This is a genomic window from Flavobacterium collinsii (assembly GCF_946903285.1).
Classification (GTDB): domain Bacteria; phylum Bacteroidota; class Bacteroidia; order Flavobacteriales; family Flavobacteriaceae; genus Flavobacterium; species Flavobacterium collinsii.
The window spans coordinates 3,318,419-3,336,713 of the sequence record NZ_OX336425.1 but is presented as its reverse complement, the minus strand read 5'-3'; the positions used below and the strand labels follow the sequence as shown (position 1 = coordinate 3,336,713).

Genomic DNA, 18,295 nt, shown 5'->3' with positions numbered 1-18,295 from the left:
GAATTCCTGATAAAAGAAACGAGGCATAATCGCCTCGTTTTTCTTTATAGGAAGATTACTTTGCTTTCTTCTTCGGATTTTTTTTCGTCTTTTCAGCTTTCTTTTTCTTTTGCATCAACTCAATCTTGCCTTTAATTCTTTTCTCTACTTCAATAATATCGGATTCAAAAACAAATTGTAACGTACAAAGTTTAGCCTTTTCAATTTCTTTTAGTGCTAATTGAAACTCTTGCTGCGCTTCGTAAAGAATTCCTTTCTTTACAAAAATTTCAGATTTGTTTATTCCTTTTATAGTTAAAGCAAAATCGATTAATTTTTGCGCTTCTTCAAAATCTTCATTTAAAATTAAAGTCTGAACATAGTGCGGATATACTTCGAGTGCATGAATGTTAATCATCAGGGCTTCCTGAAAATAGTTTTTTGCCTCTTCGTAATTCCATAATTGTTCTGACTGAATTCTTCCGTACAAGCACAAAACCATTGTGTTTTTAGCATCATAAGAAAAGGCATAATCCAAAGATTCAATGGTTTCTTCTAATGAATAGGGATAACTGTCCAATGCCTGAAAAAGGTATTTATCTATTGCTTTCATGTCGTAAATCGGTTTTAAGTTTCTGACGTGTTCCTTTGTAACTTTTCTCTACCATGTTCTTTTTAAAGTCAGTTCCTGAAAAAACTCTAATCGGATTACCCCGCTGAATATTGAGCTGATTTTCCCATTGTTTTCCAACATGGTTTTTAAGTTGCTGTAAGGTTTCGTCTTCCAGTTTTTTTAATAATCGTTCTGTTGCCAGTTTTTTGTTTTGGTGCTGCGAACGGCTGTCCATAGCAACAACTGCAATTCCTGTTGGCACATGAGTTGCTCTGATTGCCGAACTCACTTTGTTTACGTGTTGCCCGCCAGCTCCGGAACTGCGCATGGCCTGATACTGAATATCACTTTCTGAAATTGATGCATTTTTTTGCGGTTCAATTTCAAAAATACCAATAAACCAGTTTTTTCGCTTGTGCATTTTCCTAAACTGGCTTTGACCAATCCATTGAATCGTTCCTGTCCAGGAATCAGCAAATCGAGTAGCATCTTTCCCTTTTACAGCGATGGTAGCAGTTTCTACTGTTCCGTTTTCCTGCCCAACTTCTCGCTGCAGCAAAGTTGCCTCTAATTGTTGTTCCTCTGCTTCGTCCAAAACTTTTTTAAGCACCTGGGCCACTACCCAGGTGCATTCTGCCGGTCCCCGACCCGCTGTTATCTGAATTATTTTTTCCATTTCTCTAATATTTTAAGAAGCTTTTCTCTGTTCTTGGCTTCTTTTACAAATTTTGGTAAACGGGACACCAAACTCGATCCGAAATTCATTCCTGGATTTCGTTCCCTCAGCCCTGCTCCGATATACCGTTCTAAATACTCCATATGCTGCTTATTATAAGCCCAGAAAATATGTTTGTCTACTTCTATTTGAAACCAAAGCGGCAAATTATACCATTGTTCTTTCACTAAACCGTCGTTACTATTTGAATTTTGCAAAACCTCTTGAATTTTTGGTTTCCATTCTTCCTGAAAATTACAATGCGGACATTTCACTTTATACTTTTCCGGCTTTTCTTTTAATAACTGCGATTTAAATTCATATTTTTCATAACACTGATTGCAATAGGCCTTACCGTAAGCAATGTATTGGTAAACGGGCTTATCAAGCTTATAAAAGCAATGTTTACACTCCAAAACTTTAGTATAACAATGCCCGCATTTACATTCTTCCGAAAGTTTATTTTTAACTTTAGCTTTAGCATCACATTTCGGACACTGCACTAAAACCTCATGCAAAAAACTTCCTAAAAACTTATTCTCATCCTGAAATCTTTTCATACTCTTTGTCTTTTTATCGGTCCATCCTAACGATCTTTGGTGTAAAAGTTCCAAGCACTTCCACCAGATCACTTTGATTTGCCATCACTTTTGTAATGTCTTTATACGCCATAGGCGCTTCGTCAATATTTCCTCCAATTAAGGTTACCTCGTTGGCTTTTAACACCTTTTTAATCTCACTTTGAGTGAAGTTACTTTTACACTTCGCTCTTGAAAACAAACGCCCTGCGCCATGCGAAGCAGAGTTTAAGCTTTCCGCATTTCCTTTGCCTTTTACAATATAACCGGGCGCCGTCATCGAACCGGGAATAATTCCCAATTGGCCCTCCGCAGCAGGCGTTGCACCTTTTCTATGTACAATACATTCCTGACCGTTTACCATTTCTTTCCAGGCAAAATTGTGGTGATTTTCGATTGTTACCACTACTCTTTTTCCAATTGCTTTGGCAATTCGTCGATGAATATCATCATGACAGGCTTTCGCATATTCTCCTGCTAAATTCATAGCCAGCCAGTATTCCTGACCGTCATGCGTATTTAAATCCAGCCAGGCCAAATGTTGAACATTTTTTGGTAATGGACATTGTTTTGTTGCCAAATAGGTATAATGTTTGGCAATGTTTGCGCCTAATCCTCTGGAACCGCTGTGTGAAAGAACGGCGAAATATTCTCCTCTTTCGAGCTTCCATTCGTTCTCCGTATTTTCAATTTTAGCAATTCCGAATTCTACAAAATGGTTTCCTCCGCCAGAGCTTCCCAGTTGTTTGTAAGCCTTCGGTAAAAGATTCTTTAACAATGGAATATCCTGAAATTCACTTTTATAAAAAACATCATGATCGACTCTTGAAGCATGAGTTTCATACATTCCAAACTTGGTATTGTCTTTCAAAATTGCTTCCAACTGATGTTCCTTGCCTTTAAAATGCGAAGCCGGTAAATCAAAAATAGAAAGGCTCATCCTGCATCCGATATCAACTCCAACTCCGTACGGAATTACGGCATTATCTGTTGCTAAAACCCCTCCAACTGGCAGTCCGTAACCCGAATGTGCATCCGGCATCAATGCTCCGGCTACTGAAATAGGCAGTTTTAACGAATCATACAATTGAAATTTTGCCTGTTGATCAATCTCATTTTCTCCAAAAATTTTAAAAGGAACTCTTGTTGCCTTCAACTGATGCATTCTTACCTGAACTGGTTTTATTAAACCTTCAGCTACTTTACCCCAGGTTCCGTTGCCTTCATATTTTTCCGGATGTAACAATACATCTTTAGCTTCTGTCAGGATAGATTCTTTTTTCTCTCTTTTTCTATATCTGTTGATCTGCCCTAAGGCAATATTTATTGAATTGTTTTTTGGAAACCCTAATTTAATCAGGTCTTTTCCAGATAATTTATTTCCCATGATTTATATCATTTCGTCTAGATATTGCTGATACAATACTTCCAGACTTTTATTTTTAATTGGGTTTTTCTCTTTTGGATTCTCTGTTTGACAATACCATGATGGACGAGAATAACCCAGAACTAATCTGTTTATTTTATGGTTTAAATGATGATTGAGGATGTAATTTTCTAAAACCCGAAGTTCACTTTCTAAATCTGAATCAACAGATTTTGTGTGTGTAATCATATAGGGTTTTACACACAAAACAAATCTCCAAGGTTCGTTAAACGTATAATAACTTATATCTCTCTCAAAAACACTCGACCATCTTTTGGTCAATGTAAAATAGGATTTCTCGTTTTCAGTCAAATTTATCTTTTTGCTATTCCAATCATATATGGAAATTTGCTTCAAAAACTGTTTTGATGGAACAGAAATTTTCTTTCTAAATTTTCGTTTAGTTTTATTAAAGGATTTTTCATTTGAAAATTGATAAGTATTAATTTTTTCCAACAGATTTATAAAAAAACCTGCATTGGGATCAATCAATACATCAGATCTCAAAACAAAAAACCTAAACCAGCCTTTTTGATAAGGTTCGTCTAATGACACTAGAGGTAAATCTCTAAAAGCATTAAACAACAGCTTTCTTTGTTTAAAATGTTGACGTAATTTTTTTTCGAAATCCTCTTTTACCAACCTTTTCTTCTTTTTTTTACTTTTAAAACGACTGCATAATGCATACTCGTTCTCAGTGTAATTTTCCATTCGAAAAAGTATACTAAAATTAAATTGCTCTGTCTTTTATCCTTTTGGATAAATAATAAATCGGTTTTCGGGAAAATTTGAAGTGTCTAGAATAAAAAAAGCCCGAAACAAAATGTCTTCGGGCTTTATATATCTAAAAGTATATTTCTAGGATTGAAATAAGCCACGAAGAAGTGCTGCACCAAATTGATTTGATGTGAAGCTCTGTGATGTCAATGTAAATACAAACATTTTTTCTTCGTTTTTAAAGGGTTATTATTTTTTTCGTCTGCAAATATTCAGAATACTTTTTTGATTTTCCAAATTTATTTTAAGAAAAATCATTACAAAAAATTTATTCATATTATTCTTAAAGCCAAAAAAAAGACTACAGAACTCAAAATCAAAAAGATAGAAATCGTATTTTAAGAATATTTTTCTTGATATTTTTTTACTTAACCGCAAAGAATGCAAAGGAAAAAACGCAAAGTTCGCGAAGCTTTGAGGTGAACTCTTTGCGAACTTTGCGAAAATCGTTGCATGCCTCGCGGTTAAAATTCTGCATAAAAAAAGTCCTGATTTCTCAGGACTCTAATATTTTTTTGTTTGGTTATATTTTTTGTTATTCTGCAACTTTACTTTTAACAACTAGTCTGAAACCTTCACCGTGGATGTTTAGGATTTCAACATCTTCATCCGCTTTTAGGTATTTTCTAAGTTTGGCGATGTAAACATCCATACTTCTTGATGTAAAATAGTTATCGTCTCTCCAGATTTTAGTTAAGGCTAATTCTCTTGGCATTAAATCATTTTCATGAAGAATTAACATTTTAAGTAATTCATTCTCTTTTGGAGACAATTTAATCGGTTCTTCGTTTTCAAATGTCAAAAATCTAAGTTTTGAATTTAAATGGAATTTACCAATATTAAACTCAAACTGAACCTGTTCTGCTTTTGTATCAGCAGATTTTCTTTGAATGATTGCTTTAATTTTCATCAATAAAACTTCTGAATCAAAAGGTTTATTCAAATAATCATCAGCACCAGCTTTGTATCCTTTCAATACATCTTCTTTCATTGACTTAGCCGTTAAGAAGATAATCGGCACTTCACTGTTCTTCTCTCTAATTTCTTTGGCTAAAGTATAACCATCTTTATAAGGCATCATTACATCGAGAATACATAAATCATATACATCCTTCTTGAATTTTTCAAAACCTTCCATACCGTTTTTAGCTAAAGTAACTTCAAAGTCATTTAACATTAGATAATCTTTAAGAACTGCCCCGAAATTAAGGTCATCTTCTACTAAAAGTATTCTTTTGTTATTATTTTCCATATTTTAATTTATTAATGGTATTTTTATTATAAAGGTGCTACCTTTTCCTTTCTCGCTTTCAACATATACTTGACCATTGTGATCTTCTACTATTCTTTTTACATAAGCCAGACCTAAACCGTGTCCTTTTACATTATGCAAATCTCCTGTATGTTCTCTGTAAAACTTCTCAAAAACTCTCTTTTGAGCTACCTTACTCATACCAAGACCATTATCTTTTACTTTTATCAGAATCATGTCTTTTACATTCTCTGTAAAAATTTCTATCTCAGGCTTACCAGGAGAATATTTTATTGCATTTTCTAAAATATTGACCAATACATTCGTAAAATGCACCTCATTAATCAGACTGGTTGTTCTTGCTGCATTAAAATGCTTCACTACAGTACCTTCTCTGTCCTCTAAAATTAAATTTACATGTTCAATGGCATCATCAATGATATCATGAATTGCAGTTGGCTCTTTTGTAATATCTAATTCTCTTTTTTCTAATTTAGAGATACGAAGAACGTTTTCTACCTGGGCATGCATTCTTTTATTTTCATCCCGAATCATTTGAAGATAGCGAAACACTTTCTCTTTATCTTCAATTATCTTAGGATTCTTAATGGCATCAAGTGCCAGATTAATTGTCGCTATCGGAGTCTTAAACTCATGCGTCATATTATTTATAAAATCGGTTTTGATTTCAGAAATATGTTTCTGACGCAGCAATTGATTTAGTGCACTGGTGTAGGCAACTATAATGATTAATGTGAAAATTATTGACAGTATTGTAATACTTAATAATTCAGACAATAAGAATTTCTTTTTATGAGGAAACGTAAGAAACAATTCGTATTTACTATTCCCTTCATTATCCGTATAAATTGGCACGTGGTAACTTGCGTCTTTATCATAATGAAATCCATCAGATCTTACTTTCGTCGCAAGACCATTATTAAGAACACCATATTCAAATTTGGTTTTTACACCATATTCTTCCAGTTCTTTTTTTAAGAGTTTTTGAAGTTTATCCTTTGTTATTCTACCTTCTATCGGCGTTAGAGAAGCAATATCTTTGTATTGAATTTGCTGTTGAACTTTATTTAATATATCAAGGCTTCCCGATTTTTCGATTTTTAAATCTGGTATAATACTTTGTCCTAAAGTATTATTATCAATATTATTATTGTTATTGTATACTTCTGTAACTCTCTTTGAACTAAAGTTTTTAAATCTTTCGCTGCTAAATTTTTTATTAAAAATTGAGCCACTAATATCATAATCTTCAGATGTAAGCGTATTAGAATAAACTATTGTCTTGTTTGTTTTTGCATTTCTCTGAATGTAAAAAACCTGAAGTAAATCTTCTTTTTTAGGTGTTTTACCGGTGCTGTCTTTAATACGGTTGTATTTATCGTAAAAACTATATTCCTCCTGTTGTTCCAACTTATCAGCAACATTGCCAATTACCTGAGTAACATGATATTTAAACTGTTCATCGTTGTTCTTGAACGATGAATTGAACCAATATACCTGAACCAGAATTATCCCTATTAAGGACAAACTCATCAATAAAACAAGTAATCTAAAAAATAATTTATTCATCGAAACAAAATTAATATTTTAACAATATACTAAATAATACATTAACCAAATATTAACATTTAAGACTGATTTTGTTTTATATTTAAAATTTTAAGAATTTTAACAACTTCTTCTTTAGCAATTTTAAGATTACTGTTATTAATAACAAAATTGCTTAAAGAAATTCGTTTTTCATCATTCCACTGCATTTTCATTCGGCTTAAAACTTGCTCCCGTGTGGTTTTATCACGCTTAATTACTCTTTCAATTCTGAGTTCTTCGGGCGCGGTAATGGTTACAATAACATCACAATCTTTATAACGACCACTTTCAAACAAAATTGCGGCTTCATAAATTACATATTGATATTTTTCGTTTTTTAATAACCAAAGTTCAAAATCCTCTTTAACTGCAGGGTGTACAATTGCATTTAATGCTGCCAATTTTTCAGCATCATTAAAAACAATTTCCGCCAATTTTGCTCTGTTTAAAACATTATTTTCAAAAAATGAATCTCCAAAAGCGGTTCTAATTTGTTGTAAAATGCTTTCAGATTGCATTACTTTTCTGGCTTCATCATCGGCAATGTATAAAGGGACTCCCATTTCTGCAAAGTAGTTTGCTATGGTCGTTTTTCCACTCCCTATTCCGCCTGTCAGGCCAATAATTTTAGCCATATCTATATTTTAAAAAACATACGAGGAAAAGCCTCTTGGGGTTTTTGTTTTAAAATAATAACTTTTACGAACGATTTTAAAAATCCCGTTCCGTAACCATAAAATTGTTTCCAAACTGCGATCACAGCTAAGTACCCAATTTTGATGCTTTTATTCTGAATACTGGCTGTAAGAAAAATTATAACGAAATATACAAAATATAATTGTAATAAAATATCAATATTAAAAATTAACAATAAAAAAGCTAATAATAATCCCAGAATAAAAACCGTAGGAAAAAAGAATGTCAATTTATTGTGTTCCGGATACCAACTGTTTAATATGGGTCTGGCTATTCCGAATTTATTTACCTGAATCGAAAACTTCTCCCAATCAATTCTGCGCTTGTGATATACATAAGCTTCCGGGAACAATCTGGTTTCAAACCCTAAATTCCACAAACGAATGGAAAGATCCGGATCTTCTCCCGGATGAATGTTTCCAAAACCATTTGATGCAATAAAAGCCTTCTTTGAAATCCCCATATTAAAACTTCTCGGCTGAAACTTATTAATTTTCTCAGACCCACCACGAATTCCTCCTGTTGTTAAGAATGAAGTCATTGCAAAGTTAATTGCCTTCTGAATATCCGAAAAACTATCTAATGCTTTATCCGGCCCTCCAAAACAATCAACATAACCTTCATTAAGTGCTTTTCGAACTTCTGTCAAATAATTAGAAGGAATAATACAATCTGAATCAAAAATGATAAAATAATCCCCTCTGGCTTTCTGCATTCCAAAGTTCCTTGAATCTCCAGGACCTGAATTTTCCTTAAAATAATAAGAAATATTCAGCTTACCCTGATAGTTCATCACAACGTCTTTACAAGGTATTGATGATCCGTCTTCGACAAGAACAATTTCAAAAGCTTCATTATAATCGGATTTTGATAAACTTTCTAAAAGTTCATCTACTTCATCCGGACGATTATACACGGGTATAATTAAAGAAAAAATCATAGCAGATTATGCGGTATTAAAGTGGAAATATTTTAAATTTCAAAATTTTAACAAAGATATGTTATATTCATAAAAAAACCATTCGTCGCAACGAATGGTTTTGATATATAGTATTATTTTTTTCTGTTTATTTGATACTTTCAATTTGAACAACTTCATTTGCTTCAGCAGCATAGTCTACTCCTGCAAATTCAAACCCGAATAGGTTCAAGAAATCATTTCTATATCCAGCCAAATCTCCAATCGCCGGTAATGTTTCTGTTGTAGCCTCTAACCAAAGTTTAGCTACTTTAGCCTGTACATCATCACGCATTTCCCAATCGTCGATTCTGATTCTACCTTTTTCATCTACAGGAACTTCAGATCCGTTGTACAATCTGTCCTGAAACAAACGCTGAATTTGCTCGATACAACCCTCATGTATTCCTTCTTCTTTCATAATTTTGTACAAAAGAGAAATATACAATGGAATGACCGGAATTGCAGAACTTGCCTGTGTAACTAAAGCTTTGTTCACAGAAACATAAGCTTTTCCACCAATAGATTTTAAACTATCTGTAATAGAAAATGCAGTAGCTTCTAAATCATCTTTTGCACGACCAATTGTTCCTTTACGGTAAACTGCCTCTGTCAATGATGGCCCAATATAAGAATAAGCAACTGTTGTAGCACCTTCAGCTAATAAATTCTCAGCTTTTAAAGCATCAATCCACATCGTCCAGTCTTCACCACCCATTACAGCAACTGTATTGGTAATATCTTCTTCATTTGCCGGAGCAATAGAAACCTCTGAAACGTTTCCGGTATGAAAATCTACTGTTTTATTGGTAAAAGTTTGACCGATTGGCTTTAGAACAGAACGGTGTAAAACTCCTGTAACCGGATGTTGACGAACCGGAGAAGCTAAACTGTAAATGATAAGATCAACCTGACCTAAATCGGCTTTGATTAAATCTAAAGTCTGTCTTTTTATTTCGTTTGAAAAAGCATCTCCATTGATACTTTTTGCATATAAACCTGCTTTGTGAGCTTCTGTTTCAAATGCAGCAGAATTATACCATCCTGGAGAAGCTGTTTTACCTTCAACCGGTGGTTTTTCAAAAAACACTCCAATTGTTGCTGCATCAGATCCAAAAGCACTTGTAATTCTTGACGCTAATCCAAAACCTGTTGAAGCGCCAATAACTAATACTTTTTTTGCACCTGCAATCGGTCCTTTTGATTTGATATATTCTATTTGATTTTTAACATTTTGCTCGCTACCTTTTGGGTGGGCTGTCAAGCAAATAAATCCTCTCATTCTAGGCTCTATAATCATACTTTTTTATTTCAATTTAATTTGATCTAAACAACATACTCTATTTCTAAGAAATAGACAAATATTTACTATTTAATAATTTTGTTCACATTTTCCCTAACGGTTAAAATATCAACTTTTTTATCTTTACATTCAATTTTAACCCCATTATACTCTTCGATTAATGCATTTAAATTTTCGCACTCTCTTATAAAATTGAACTCTTTCTTATCAACATTAAATACGATTCCTTTTAACGTATTCAAATTAGCCGCAATTGCCCCTCCTACCGCTCCCGCATTGTAAGCAAAAGCCTTAGACCACATATTAGCAAAAGGTCCTTCGAGATACAAAAACTTTCCATCATTTAAAACTCTGTGATAAGAGTTTGGATTATCGGCAGACATATTTCCGTCTTCCTTTGAAGCAAATTGCATTAAATATCTCTGCTGAATATATAGGCTACCATTGTAAACAATAGCAAAATAATCTGTGATTTTTGCATTGTTTCTTTTCCAGCAAAAGAAAACATGATAAGCATCCGCATTCTTTTCGATTGATTTATAACCTACAATAGTACGTCTTTCCAATGCATCACCCATGAAAATTCCCGATTTCGCAATAAGATTTTCATACGTTTTATAAACACCTTCAGAAAAGTCTTTTACTAAATAAGTTTTAGCTTCACTACCTGTCGATTCCATAACTTCTTTCGGAGCAACCTCCTGAGCATTTATCTTACTAACAAAGAAGCAAATAAAAGACAAAACACATAGTTTTTTAATCATATTATATTCTGATTTTAGTCTAATGGTTATACGAGCAAATATAATTTAAATATTTAATTTAATAATTCTTTTGCATGATTTAATGCCGAATCAGAGATTTTAGCACCTGATAACATCTGAGCAATTTCGGTAAGTCTTTCATCCTGAGACAATAGCTTAAGTTCTGATTGTGTATCTTCATCTACAGTAGATTTAGAAACTTTAAAATGAGAATCTCCTTTGGCTGCAATTTGCGGCAAATGGGTTATGGCAAAAATTTGCATAGTAGTACTCATTTCTTTCATAATCTCTCCCATTCTTATTGCTATTTCTCCGGAAACTCCCGTATCTATTTCGTCAAAGATTAAAGTTGGTAATTTTGAATATTGCGCCAAAATTGCTTTTACAGCCAACATAATACGAGACATTTCTCCTCCCGATGCTACTTTTTTAAGCAATCCAAAATCAGTTCCTTTATTAGCAGAGAATAAAAACTGCAATTCATCTTTCCCGTTTTGGAAATAAGTTTCCGAAGGTAAAAGTTCCATATTAAAACGAACATTCGGCATTCCTAACGTCTCTAAGATTTTAATTAACTTTTGCGATAAAACCGGAATTGCTTTGGTTCTGTTTTGATTAATTAATCCCGCAAAAGCATCTAATTCTGTAATTTTATCCTCGATCGATTTTGACAACACAGCAATTTCTTCTTCTATATTATCTAATTCAAGTAGTGTATTTTCTAATGTGGCCTGAATTCCAAGTAATTCATCAACAGAAGTCACCTGATGCTTTTTTTGCAAATTATAAATCAACTGCAGCTTCTGACTTACTAATTCTAATTGTGCAGGATCATTTAAAAGCTTCTCAGAAACATTTTGTAGCTCCTTTGAAACATCATCAAACTCAATAGTCAGACTGGTAATTCTCTCAAAAATAGTTTGATATTCCGGCGAAAAAAGCGTTATTTTTTGCAATGCCGTTTTAATCTCATTTAGATTATGAAAAACACCAAACTGTTCTTCGTTAGCAATTACCAACGATTTATCTATTGATTCTTTTATAATCTCGACATTATTTAGTTTTTCAAAATCAGCCTCAAGCTCTTCCTGCTCACCTGATTTTAGCTTAGCAGTAACCAACTCATTTAATAGATAAGTATTATACTCTTGTTCTTTTCCTGAATCACTTTGTTTCTTCAACAAAGCATTTAGTTTGGATTTATCTGATTTATATCCCTTTAATACATTCTGGTACGATTGAATTGTATCACCATTATTAGCAATTGCATCAATAATTTTAAACTGAACACCTTCATCCGATAACTCCTGAGTTTGTTGTTGGGAATGAATATCAATCAGAAATAAACTTAAATCCTGCAATTCCTGCAAATTTACCGGACTATCATTAATAAAGGCGCGTGATTTCCCTGAAGGTAAAATTTCTCTCCTTATGATCGTTTCATCTTCATAATCAAGATCATTTGCTGTAAAAAAATCTTTTAGGTTATATTTAGAAATTTCAAATTGTGCCTCAATAACACATTTTTCTTCTTTATTTTTCAATGAAGTTAAATCGGCTCTTTTTCCTAAAACCAATCCTATCGCTCCTAATATAATGGACTTACCCGCTCCTGTTTCACCTGTAATTATAGAAAAACCTCTTGAAAAATCTATAGTTAATTTTTCAATCAGAGCATAGTTTTTAATCGACAAGGACGTTATCATAAAGAATTTGGGAAATATAAAAGTTAATAAAGAAAATAATTATAATAGATTAAAATTTAATCTGAGACCATTTTGTGGAATTTAAAGGGGAAACTTTATTCAAAACATCTGTTAAATCAGTGATTGGAATACTTGGTCCACCTGAGAATATCGAAACAATTTCATCTGATTTGGCATCAAAGAAAACTCTGGTCAAAAAAGCATTAGGCTTTACCGAATTCAATTTTCCAATAAGCATCAAGGCTGACTTGATTTTCTCTTTTGATGCTTTCAAATCCTGACTCATACCATCTAAACCGGTATGGTACAAGAACGTCGTTTGACGTAAATCGCTATACATGGGTGAAATCATATCAGTTATAAGATAATAACGATTCTGAACTCCGTCAGATTGGTTCCAGCCTTTAGACCCGCCTTGTTGTGCAACATTTGCAATGTTTTGAGCAGTTTCAAGATATTGATTTCCTGCCCCCATTTGAAAACTATCTGCATCCATTGCTAAAATCAAATAACTGTAAAACGAAACTACAGAAACTAAATTTGATTCAAAAGTGGTGGGATTGAACAATAAAGGTTCGTATTCAATATACCTGAAATTAAGATCTTTATCGTTATAATTTAATATTGGGGAAGAATAAGTAGAATTAAAAACCAATCTAGATGATTGCACCTGAATAGTTCCTGAAAACTGATCGGAAGTATTCGAGGACAATGTGATGTACATCGAGCAATTAATTCGTTCGTTTTGTTTTAAAACTGTCCCCGTCCAATCTGTTTTGTTTACAAACTCAGACAGCGAAGTCTGAAGTGTTTTAAAAACCTGTTGATTGGGATTAGGCAATCTTTCTGTATTAATAGTTACAGTGCAATTTAACTGCTGTGCTTGAGTAAAGCTAAAAATTAAGAATGCTAAAAAAGTAACTAGTTTATTCATACGAAAGATATTATTTTGGTTAAAGCACGTAATAGCTTTTACTATTCTTAATCTTTGCTTTTTACTCTAAATCATTATAGTTTCACAAAATGTGAAACCACTTTATTTAAAATATCAACTGCAACAGACTCTTTTGATTTTAATTCCATTGGCTCAATTTTAAAATTCTGATCAATAAAGGTTACTTTATTGGTTTCTTTTTTAAAACCTGCTCCTTCATCCTGTAAGGAATTTAAAACAATCAAATCTAAGTTTTTTTTCTGAATTTTCAGCTTTGCATTTTCAATTTCATTTTCAGTTTCCAATGCAAATCCAATTAAAAACTGATTTTTCTTGATAGCTCCCAAGGAAGCCAGAATATCTTTTGTTTTTTCAAGCTCTATTGAAAATTCATCTGCAGCTTTTTTAATCTTTTGTGTCGCCACGACTTTAGGCCTGTAATCTGCCACCGCTGCAGCGGCTATTGCCACATCAACATCCTTAAAATGCTCATGACAGACATCATACATCTCCTGTGCTGAAACTACGCCGATTACTTCAACCAAATTATTTTTAGCTTTGTAATGTGTCGGTCCAGCAACCAAAATAACCTGAGCCCCTAGGTTAGCTGCTTCATTTGCCAGATCAAAACCCATTTTTCCTGAAGAATGATTCCCTATAAAACGTACAGGATCTATTGCTTCGTATGTAGGTCCGGCCGTAATTAGTATTTTTTTTCCTTTTAAAGGCAATTTACTTTCTAAATCAGCTTCTAAAAAAGCAATAATATTCTCCGGTTCAGCCATTCTGCCTTCTCCGGATAAACCACTGGCTAATTCACCACTTTCAGCCGGAATCATAATATTTCCAAAGCTTTTCAAAGCATTGAAACTGGCTAAAACCGAAGGATGCTTGTACATATCCAAATCCATTGCCGGAGCAAAATAAACCGGACATTTTGCCGATAAATAAGTAGCAACTAAAAGATTATCACTGTTTCCGGTTGTCATTTTAGACAGCGTATTAGAAGTTGCAGGCGCAATCAACATCAAATCGGCCCAAAGAGCCAAATCAACGTGATTATTCCAAACAGCATCTTCATCATCCTGATTAAAGAAACTGGAATGTACCGGATTTTTAGATAGTGTAGATAACGTAAGTGGAGTTACAAAATCCTTAGAAGCAGGTGTCATTATCACTTGGACATGTGCACCTGCTTTTATAAAGAGTCGTACTAATGAAGCTGTTTTATAGGCTGCAATTCCACCAGAAACTCCCAGTAAAATTTTCTTCCCGTTTAAAACTGACATTATACTATATTATTTGTTTGAACCTCTGTGGTATGTTTTACCATCTAACCACTCCTGAACTGCTAAAGCATGTGGTTTTGGTAATTTTTCGTAAAATTTAGAAACTTCAATTTGTTCTTTATTTTCAAAAACTTCTTCAAGACTGTCATTATAAGTAGCAAACTCTTCTAATTTTTCAGTTAATTCTTTTTTAATTTCAGAATTAATTTGATTTGCTCTTTTAGCCATAATGGTAATTGCCTCATACACATTTCCTGTTGGCTCTTCAATAACTGTTTTATTGTAAGTTATTGTATTTACAGGAGCATTCGTCTTTTTTAAATCCATGACTTTATTTTATTTAGTAAATTTTTGTAAATCTGTTTCCACTCTGGCATTCATTTCATCTGCCTCTTTTTTATACTTAGTAGCACTATTAAACTTAATTAAGTTACCATAAGCTACCTTAGCTACATTTAAACGCTCTTCCATTTTTGACGGAATACTGTTTATTGCCAATTTATATGCTGAATCGTATTTATAAAACAGCGCATCTTCTTTTAATGGTGTTCCAGGAAAATCAGCAATAAAATTATCAAAAGCAATTAATGCCGATTTGTAATCTGAAATTGTATTGTATCCTTTAGCATTTTCATATGCTTTTTTCTCCAGCTTACCGTTCAAAACTTTCACAGCTTCATTTGCCTGAACGATGTATTCAGAATTTGGATAGCTTTCAATAAAAGTCTGCAATTTTTCTAAAGCTTTTACAGTATCTGTTTGATCCAAGCTGTAAACAGGAGCTAATTTTGAGTAGCTATAAGCGCCTAAAAAAGCAGCTTCCTGAACTTTTTCACTTCGCGGATATCCCGAAACAAAACTTTCAAACTGATAACCCGCTAAATAATACTGTTTCGTTTTATAATACGATTGCGAAAACATGTAAAATAATTTCTCTGCCTGAGGTTTCCCTCTGTACGAAGGAGCCAATTGTTCAAAAAGACGTATGGCTTTTGAATATTTACCTGCATCATACATTTTTGTTGCAACTTCAAATTTTGCGGCAACATCTTCGTTTTTTAATGCTTTTTGGTATTCACTACAAGAACAAAAAAGGACAACAACAATTAATAGAGATACTATTTTTTTCATTTTCTTACTTTTATTATGATTTCTTAGACAATTGTGCCAAAGCAAAATCACACCGAAGTTCCGGTGGCAAATTTAGTTATTAATTTAGCTACTACAAAATATTTTTTGGTACAGAGCCTGTTTAAATTTTATTTACTGAATTTCTTATCCTGATTTTCGGCTGCAACTTCGTTAATTTTTTACACAATAGTACCACTATTCTATAAAAACTTGCCTTATTTCGCTCAAAAATACTTTGATAATAAACCTCAAAAATAAATCCCAAACAGGCTCTAATAAAATACCGACAATCTCATTCTTATTTTATGCTATTTTTCACAAATTCATTCAATCTGCCTGCTAAAGAATCATCAACGGCTACCAAAGGCAAACGTACTATATTCTCAGCAATACCGAGGGCTTGAAAGACTTGTTTGATCCCCGCAGGATTCCCCTGCTCAAAAAGCATATCGATACAATCTGATAAAAAGTACTGAGTTTTAAACGCTTCAGTTACCTTTTTATTTAGTCCTAAACGAATCATTTCTGTAAATTCTTTTGGAAAACCTTGTCCGATAACCGAGATTACCCCTGCTCCACCAGCCAAAACAATCGGCAAAGCAATCATATCATCTCCTGAAATAACAAGAAAATCTTTTGGTGCATTTTTAATCAGCTGCATCGCCTGAGCCATATCTCCGGCAGCTTCTTTAATCGCTACGACATTATTAAAATCATTAGCCAGACGGATTACAGTTGACGGCAACATGTTGCTGGAGGTCCTTCCCGGAACATTATACAAGATTACCGGAATTGGAGAAGCTTCTGCAATGGCTTTAAAATGCTGATAAATCCCTTCCTGTGTTGGTTTATTATAATAAGGAGAAACAGAAAGGATCGCTTCAAAAGCAGAGAAGTCTCTTGTTTTTAATTCGGCTACAATCTGCATCGTGTTATTTCCGCCCACTCCAAGCACCAAAGGCAATCTACCTTTATTTATATCGATTACTGTTTGTATCACCAGTTCTTTCTCGTCCTCTGTCAAAGTAGCATTTTCAGCCGTTGTTCCCATGACTACAAGATACTCAACCCCGCCGTCAATCGAAAAATTAACAATGCGCTGTAAAGCTTCGACATCTACTGATAAGTCTTTTTTAAATGGGGTTACAAGCGCAACACCAGTTCCTATTAATGATTGCATATTCTACTTTATAATTTTATTTTATACTCTTTAAATATTTAAACAATTCGTGCACGAAAAGTTTGTGATTCTCTATAGCAGTATCAATCATCCATCGATTTAGATCTTTATCTACTGATGTGAATCCTACTTTAAACTTCGCTTTTGATCTGGCGGTTATCATCATCAAAATGGCTGTTTCGATATCATAATAACTAATCAAAAGATCAAATTCTGTTGTTATAAATTCATTTACGAAAGCTGCTGTGATCTCCCCCTTCCAATTGATCTGTTTTCTACCAAAAGTAGGCTTTGAATACGTTTTTTTCTCGCTAAATTTACTGCTGTACGCTACAATTTTTATGTTCTCAGCCTTGATTCCTTTCGAGATCAACTCCTTTACCAGATCTTCTGAATACTGAAATTCACTTTCATCAATCAGTAAACCAATAGTTTGCACATTACTTGTAAACACTTCATTTTTGACATTATTCAAGTTATTTTTTAATGATTTTTTTACAAAAAATTCCTTTATATAATTTAAAAACATAGTACTTTTACCAGATTACAAAATTAATTATTTAAGTCGCATTTAAGATGGTAAAACTAAAAAAGTATAACGGAGTTTTGAAACTTTTTGTTATATTCTTAACACTTTTTTTTATATTTTCCTGCAGTCAGAAAAATTATAATCTAACAAAAATCGAAGGAAAGCAGCTTCCGATAACCGAAAAAGGAACTGAAACTCCTGCAATTGAAAACTTTATTAAGCCTTATCGCGATCACATCAACAAGGATTTGGACAATGTTTTAGCATATTGCCCCGAAACTCTTGACAAAAGCACAGGAAAATGGCAAACAAGTATTGGAAACCTAATGGCTGATGTTTGTGTTGAGAGAGGAAATCTGGTTTTTAAGGCCCGTGAGAACAAAACCATCGATTTGTGTTTGTTAAATCATGGTGGTATCAGAGCCATATTGCCTAAAGGAAATGTGACCAACAGAACAGCCTTTGAAATTATGCCTTTTGAAAACAGCATGGTTGTGATGGCTTTAAAAGGAGATCAGATTTTAGAGATGACTGCTTATATTATTAAGGCACAAAAAGCACAGCCTTTATCAGGTATGACTTTTACAATTGCAAAAGACAAAACGGCAAAAAACATTATGATTCAGGGAAAACCTCTTGATCTTAATAAAATTTACTACGTAGCTACAAATGACTACTTAGCAAATGGTGGAGACAGCATGGCTTTTTTCGCAAAAAGCGTTCAGAAATACGATCTAAATTACAAACTTAGAGACGTGCTAATCGATTATTTTAAACAAGTAGATACAATTCCGGTAGCAAAAGACATCCGAATTACAGAAGAATAAAAAAGATAGCCACGAATTTCGCGAATC

At 33.3% G+C, this 18,295-nt stretch carries 19 protein-coding genes; 1 reads left to right on the top strand and 18 read right to left on the bottom strand.

The window, feature by feature from the left end:
• Positions 1-55: 55 nt before the first annotated feature.
• From OGZ34_RS13865 to OGZ34_RS13780, 18 genes are all read right to left on the bottom strand, one after another.
• Positions 56-592 (bottom strand): tetratricopeptide repeat protein, encoded by a 537-nt coding sequence (locus OGZ34_RS13865; protein WP_263360573.1) that lies wholly within the window; start codon positions 590-592, stop codon positions 56-58.
• Entirely contained in the window at positions 576-1,268 is a 693-nt protein-coding gene (prfH, locus tag OGZ34_RS13860) for a peptide chain release factor H (protein ID WP_263360572.1), read from the bottom strand. Before prfH ends, OGZ34_RS13865 begins: the two co-directional genes overlap by 17 nt.
• Positions 1,256-1,867, bottom strand: a complete 612-nt coding sequence (locus OGZ34_RS13855) for a hypothetical protein (RefSeq protein ID WP_263360571.1) — start codon at positions 1,865-1,867, stop codon at positions 1,256-1,258. The genes prfH and OGZ34_RS13855 overlap by 13 nt, the downstream gene beginning before the upstream one ends.
• A 13-nt stretch (positions 1,868-1,880) precedes the next feature.
• A complete protein-coding gene (locus tag OGZ34_RS13850) occupies positions 1,881-3,272 on the bottom strand; it encodes an RtcB family protein (RefSeq protein ID WP_263360570.1) in 1,392 nt (463 codons plus the stop codon).
• 3 nt (positions 3,273-3,275) lie between these two features.
• The gene (locus OGZ34_RS13845; protein ID WP_263360569.1) at positions 3,276-4,022 is read right to left on the bottom strand and encodes a hypothetical protein; all 747 of its coding nucleotides are present in this window, start codon (positions 4,020-4,022) and stop codon (positions 3,276-3,278) included.
• A gap of 601 nt (positions 4,023-4,623) precedes the next feature.
• Positions 4,624-5,340 (bottom strand): response regulator transcription factor, encoded by a 717-nt coding sequence (locus OGZ34_RS13840; protein WP_173967634.1) that lies wholly within the window; start codon positions 5,338-5,340, stop codon positions 4,624-4,626.
• Between the two features lie 3 nt (positions 5,341-5,343).
• Positions 5,344-6,930: a sensor histidine kinase gene (locus tag OGZ34_RS13835; RefSeq protein WP_263360568.1), complete on the bottom strand. Its 1,587-nt coding sequence runs from the start codon at positions 6,928-6,930 to the stop codon at positions 5,344-5,346.
• Positions 6,931-6,989: 59 nt separating this feature from the next.
• Entirely contained in the window at positions 6,990-7,586 is a 597-nt protein-coding gene (gene coaE, locus OGZ34_RS13830) for a dephospho-CoA kinase (RefSeq protein WP_263360567.1), read from the bottom strand.
• A 2-nt stretch (positions 7,587-7,588) separates the two neighbouring features.
• The gene (locus OGZ34_RS13825; protein WP_173964088.1) at positions 7,589-8,587 is read right to left on the bottom strand and encodes a glycosyltransferase; all 999 of its coding nucleotides are present in this window, start codon (positions 8,585-8,587) and stop codon (positions 7,589-7,591) included.
• Between the two features lie 127 nt (positions 8,588-8,714).
• Positions 8,715-9,905 (bottom strand): enoyl-ACP reductase FabV, encoded by a 1,191-nt coding sequence (gene fabV / locus OGZ34_RS13820; RefSeq protein WP_173964087.1) that lies wholly within the window; start codon positions 9,903-9,905, stop codon positions 8,715-8,717.
• A gap of 68 nt (positions 9,906-9,973) precedes the next feature.
• A complete protein-coding gene (locus tag OGZ34_RS13815) occupies positions 9,974-10,672 on the bottom strand; it encodes a hypothetical protein (RefSeq protein ID WP_263360566.1) in 699 nt (232 codons plus the stop codon).
• Between the two features lie 53 nt (positions 10,673-10,725).
• A complete protein-coding gene (gene recN / locus OGZ34_RS13810; protein ID WP_263360565.1) occupies positions 10,726-12,378 on the bottom strand; it encodes a DNA repair protein RecN in 1,653 nt (550 codons plus the stop codon).
• 49 nt (positions 12,379-12,427) lie between these two features.
• Positions 12,428-13,312, bottom strand: a complete 885-nt coding sequence (porD, locus tag OGZ34_RS13805) for a type IX secretion system protein PorD (RefSeq protein WP_173964084.1) — start codon at positions 13,310-13,312, stop codon at positions 12,428-12,430.
• Between the two features lie 74 nt (positions 13,313-13,386).
• Complete coding sequence (gene coaBC / locus OGZ34_RS13800; protein ID WP_263360564.1) at positions 13,387-14,601, bottom strand: bifunctional phosphopantothenoylcysteine decarboxylase/phosphopantothenate--cysteine ligase CoaBC; 1,215 nt, start codon at positions 14,599-14,601, stop codon at positions 13,387-13,389.
• Positions 14,602-14,610: 9 nt separating this feature from the next.
• A complete protein-coding gene (locus tag OGZ34_RS13795; RefSeq protein WP_007807938.1) occupies positions 14,611-14,928 on the bottom strand; it encodes a DNA-directed RNA polymerase subunit omega in 318 nt (105 codons plus the stop codon).
• Between the two features lie 9 nt (positions 14,929-14,937).
• Positions 14,938-15,732: an outer membrane protein assembly factor BamD gene (locus OGZ34_RS13790; RefSeq protein ID WP_173964082.1), complete on the bottom strand. Its 795-nt coding sequence runs from the start codon at positions 15,730-15,732 to the stop codon at positions 14,938-14,940.
• A gap of 298 nt (positions 15,733-16,030) precedes the next feature.
• Complete coding sequence (gene dapA, locus OGZ34_RS13785) at positions 16,031-16,912, bottom strand: 4-hydroxy-tetrahydrodipicolinate synthase (RefSeq protein WP_263360563.1); 882 nt, start codon at positions 16,910-16,912, stop codon at positions 16,031-16,033.
• A gap of 16 nt (positions 16,913-16,928) precedes the next feature.
• On the bottom strand, positions 16,929-17,441 hold the full coding sequence (locus tag OGZ34_RS13780; RefSeq protein ID WP_263360562.1) for a DUF6913 domain-containing protein: 513 nt from the start codon (positions 17,439-17,441) through the stop codon (positions 16,929-16,931).
• 47 nt (positions 17,442-17,488) lie between these two features.
• On the opposite strand from OGZ34_RS13780, the gene OGZ34_RS13775 reads away from it, so the two are divergent.
• A complete protein-coding gene (locus OGZ34_RS13775) occupies positions 17,489-18,268 on the top strand; it encodes a 5'-nucleotidase C-terminal domain-containing protein (protein ID WP_263360561.1) in 780 nt (259 codons plus the stop codon).
• Positions 18,269-18,295: the final 27 nt, after the last annotated feature.

What these genes read in the sequence shown, in the direction of transcription:
- OGZ34_RS13865 (WP_263360573.1), bottom strand. Translation starts at nt 592, where the DNA reads ATGAAAGCAATAGATAAATACCTTTTTCAGGCATTGGACAGTTATCCC.
- prfH (WP_263360572.1), bottom strand. Translation starts at nt 1,268, where the DNA reads ATGGAAAAAATAATTCAGATAACAGCGGGTCGGGGACCGGCAGAATGC.
- OGZ34_RS13855 (WP_263360571.1), bottom strand. Translation starts at nt 1,867, where the DNA reads ATGAAAAGATTTCAGGATGAGAATAAGTTTTTAGGAAGTTTTTTGCAT.
- OGZ34_RS13850 (WP_263360570.1), bottom strand. Translation starts at nt 3,272, where the DNA reads ATGGGAAATAAATTATCTGGAAAAGACCTGATTAAATTAGGGTTTCCA.
- OGZ34_RS13845 (WP_263360569.1), bottom strand. Translation starts at nt 4,022, where the DNA reads ATGGAAAATTACACTGAGAACGAGTATGCATTATGCAGTCGTTTTAAA.
- OGZ34_RS13840 (WP_173967634.1), bottom strand. Translation starts at nt 5,340, where the DNA reads ATGGAAAATAATAACAAAAGAATACTTTTAGTAGAAGATGACCTTAAT.
- OGZ34_RS13835 (WP_263360568.1), bottom strand. Translation starts at nt 6,930, where the DNA reads ATGAATAAATTATTTTTTAGATTACTTGTTTTATTGATGAGTTTGTCC.
- coaE (WP_263360567.1), bottom strand. Translation starts at nt 7,586, where the DNA reads ATGGCTAAAATTATTGGCCTGACAGGCGGAATAGGGAGTGGAAAAACG.
- OGZ34_RS13825 (WP_173964088.1), bottom strand. Translation starts at nt 8,587, where the DNA reads ATGATTTTTTCTTTAATTATACCCGTGTATAATCGTCCGGATGAAGTA.
- fabV (WP_173964087.1), bottom strand. Translation starts at nt 9,905, where the DNA reads ATGATTATAGAGCCTAGAATGAGAGGATTTATTTGCTTGACAGCCCAC.
- OGZ34_RS13815 (WP_263360566.1), bottom strand. Translation starts at nt 10,672, where the DNA reads ATGATTAAAAAACTATGTGTTTTGTCTTTTATTTGCTTCTTTGTTAGT.
- recN (WP_263360565.1), bottom strand. Translation starts at nt 12,378, where the DNA reads ATGATAACGTCCTTGTCGATTAAAAACTATGCTCTGATTGAAAAATTA.
- porD (WP_173964084.1), bottom strand. Translation starts at nt 13,312, where the DNA reads ATGAATAAACTAGTTACTTTTTTAGCATTCTTAATTTTTAGCTTTACT.
- coaBC (WP_263360564.1), bottom strand. Translation starts at nt 14,601, where the DNA reads ATGTCAGTTTTAAACGGGAAGAAAATTTTACTGGGAGTTTCTGGTGGA.
- OGZ34_RS13795 (WP_007807938.1), bottom strand. Translation starts at nt 14,928, where the DNA reads ATGGATTTAAAAAAGACGAATGCTCCTGTAAATACAATAACTTACAAT.
- OGZ34_RS13790 (WP_173964082.1), bottom strand. Translation starts at nt 15,732, where the DNA reads ATGAAAAAAATAGTATCTCTATTAATTGTTGTTGTCCTTTTTTGTTCT.
- dapA (WP_263360563.1), bottom strand. Translation starts at nt 16,912, where the DNA reads ATGCAATCATTAATAGGAACTGGTGTTGCGCTTGTAACCCCATTTAAA.
- OGZ34_RS13780 (WP_263360562.1), bottom strand. Translation starts at nt 17,441, where the DNA reads ATGTTTTTAAATTATATAAAGGAATTTTTTGTAAAAAAATCATTAAAA.
- OGZ34_RS13775 (WP_263360561.1), top strand. Translation starts at nt 17,489, where the DNA reads ATGGTAAAACTAAAAAAGTATAACGGAGTTTTGAAACTTTTTGTTATA.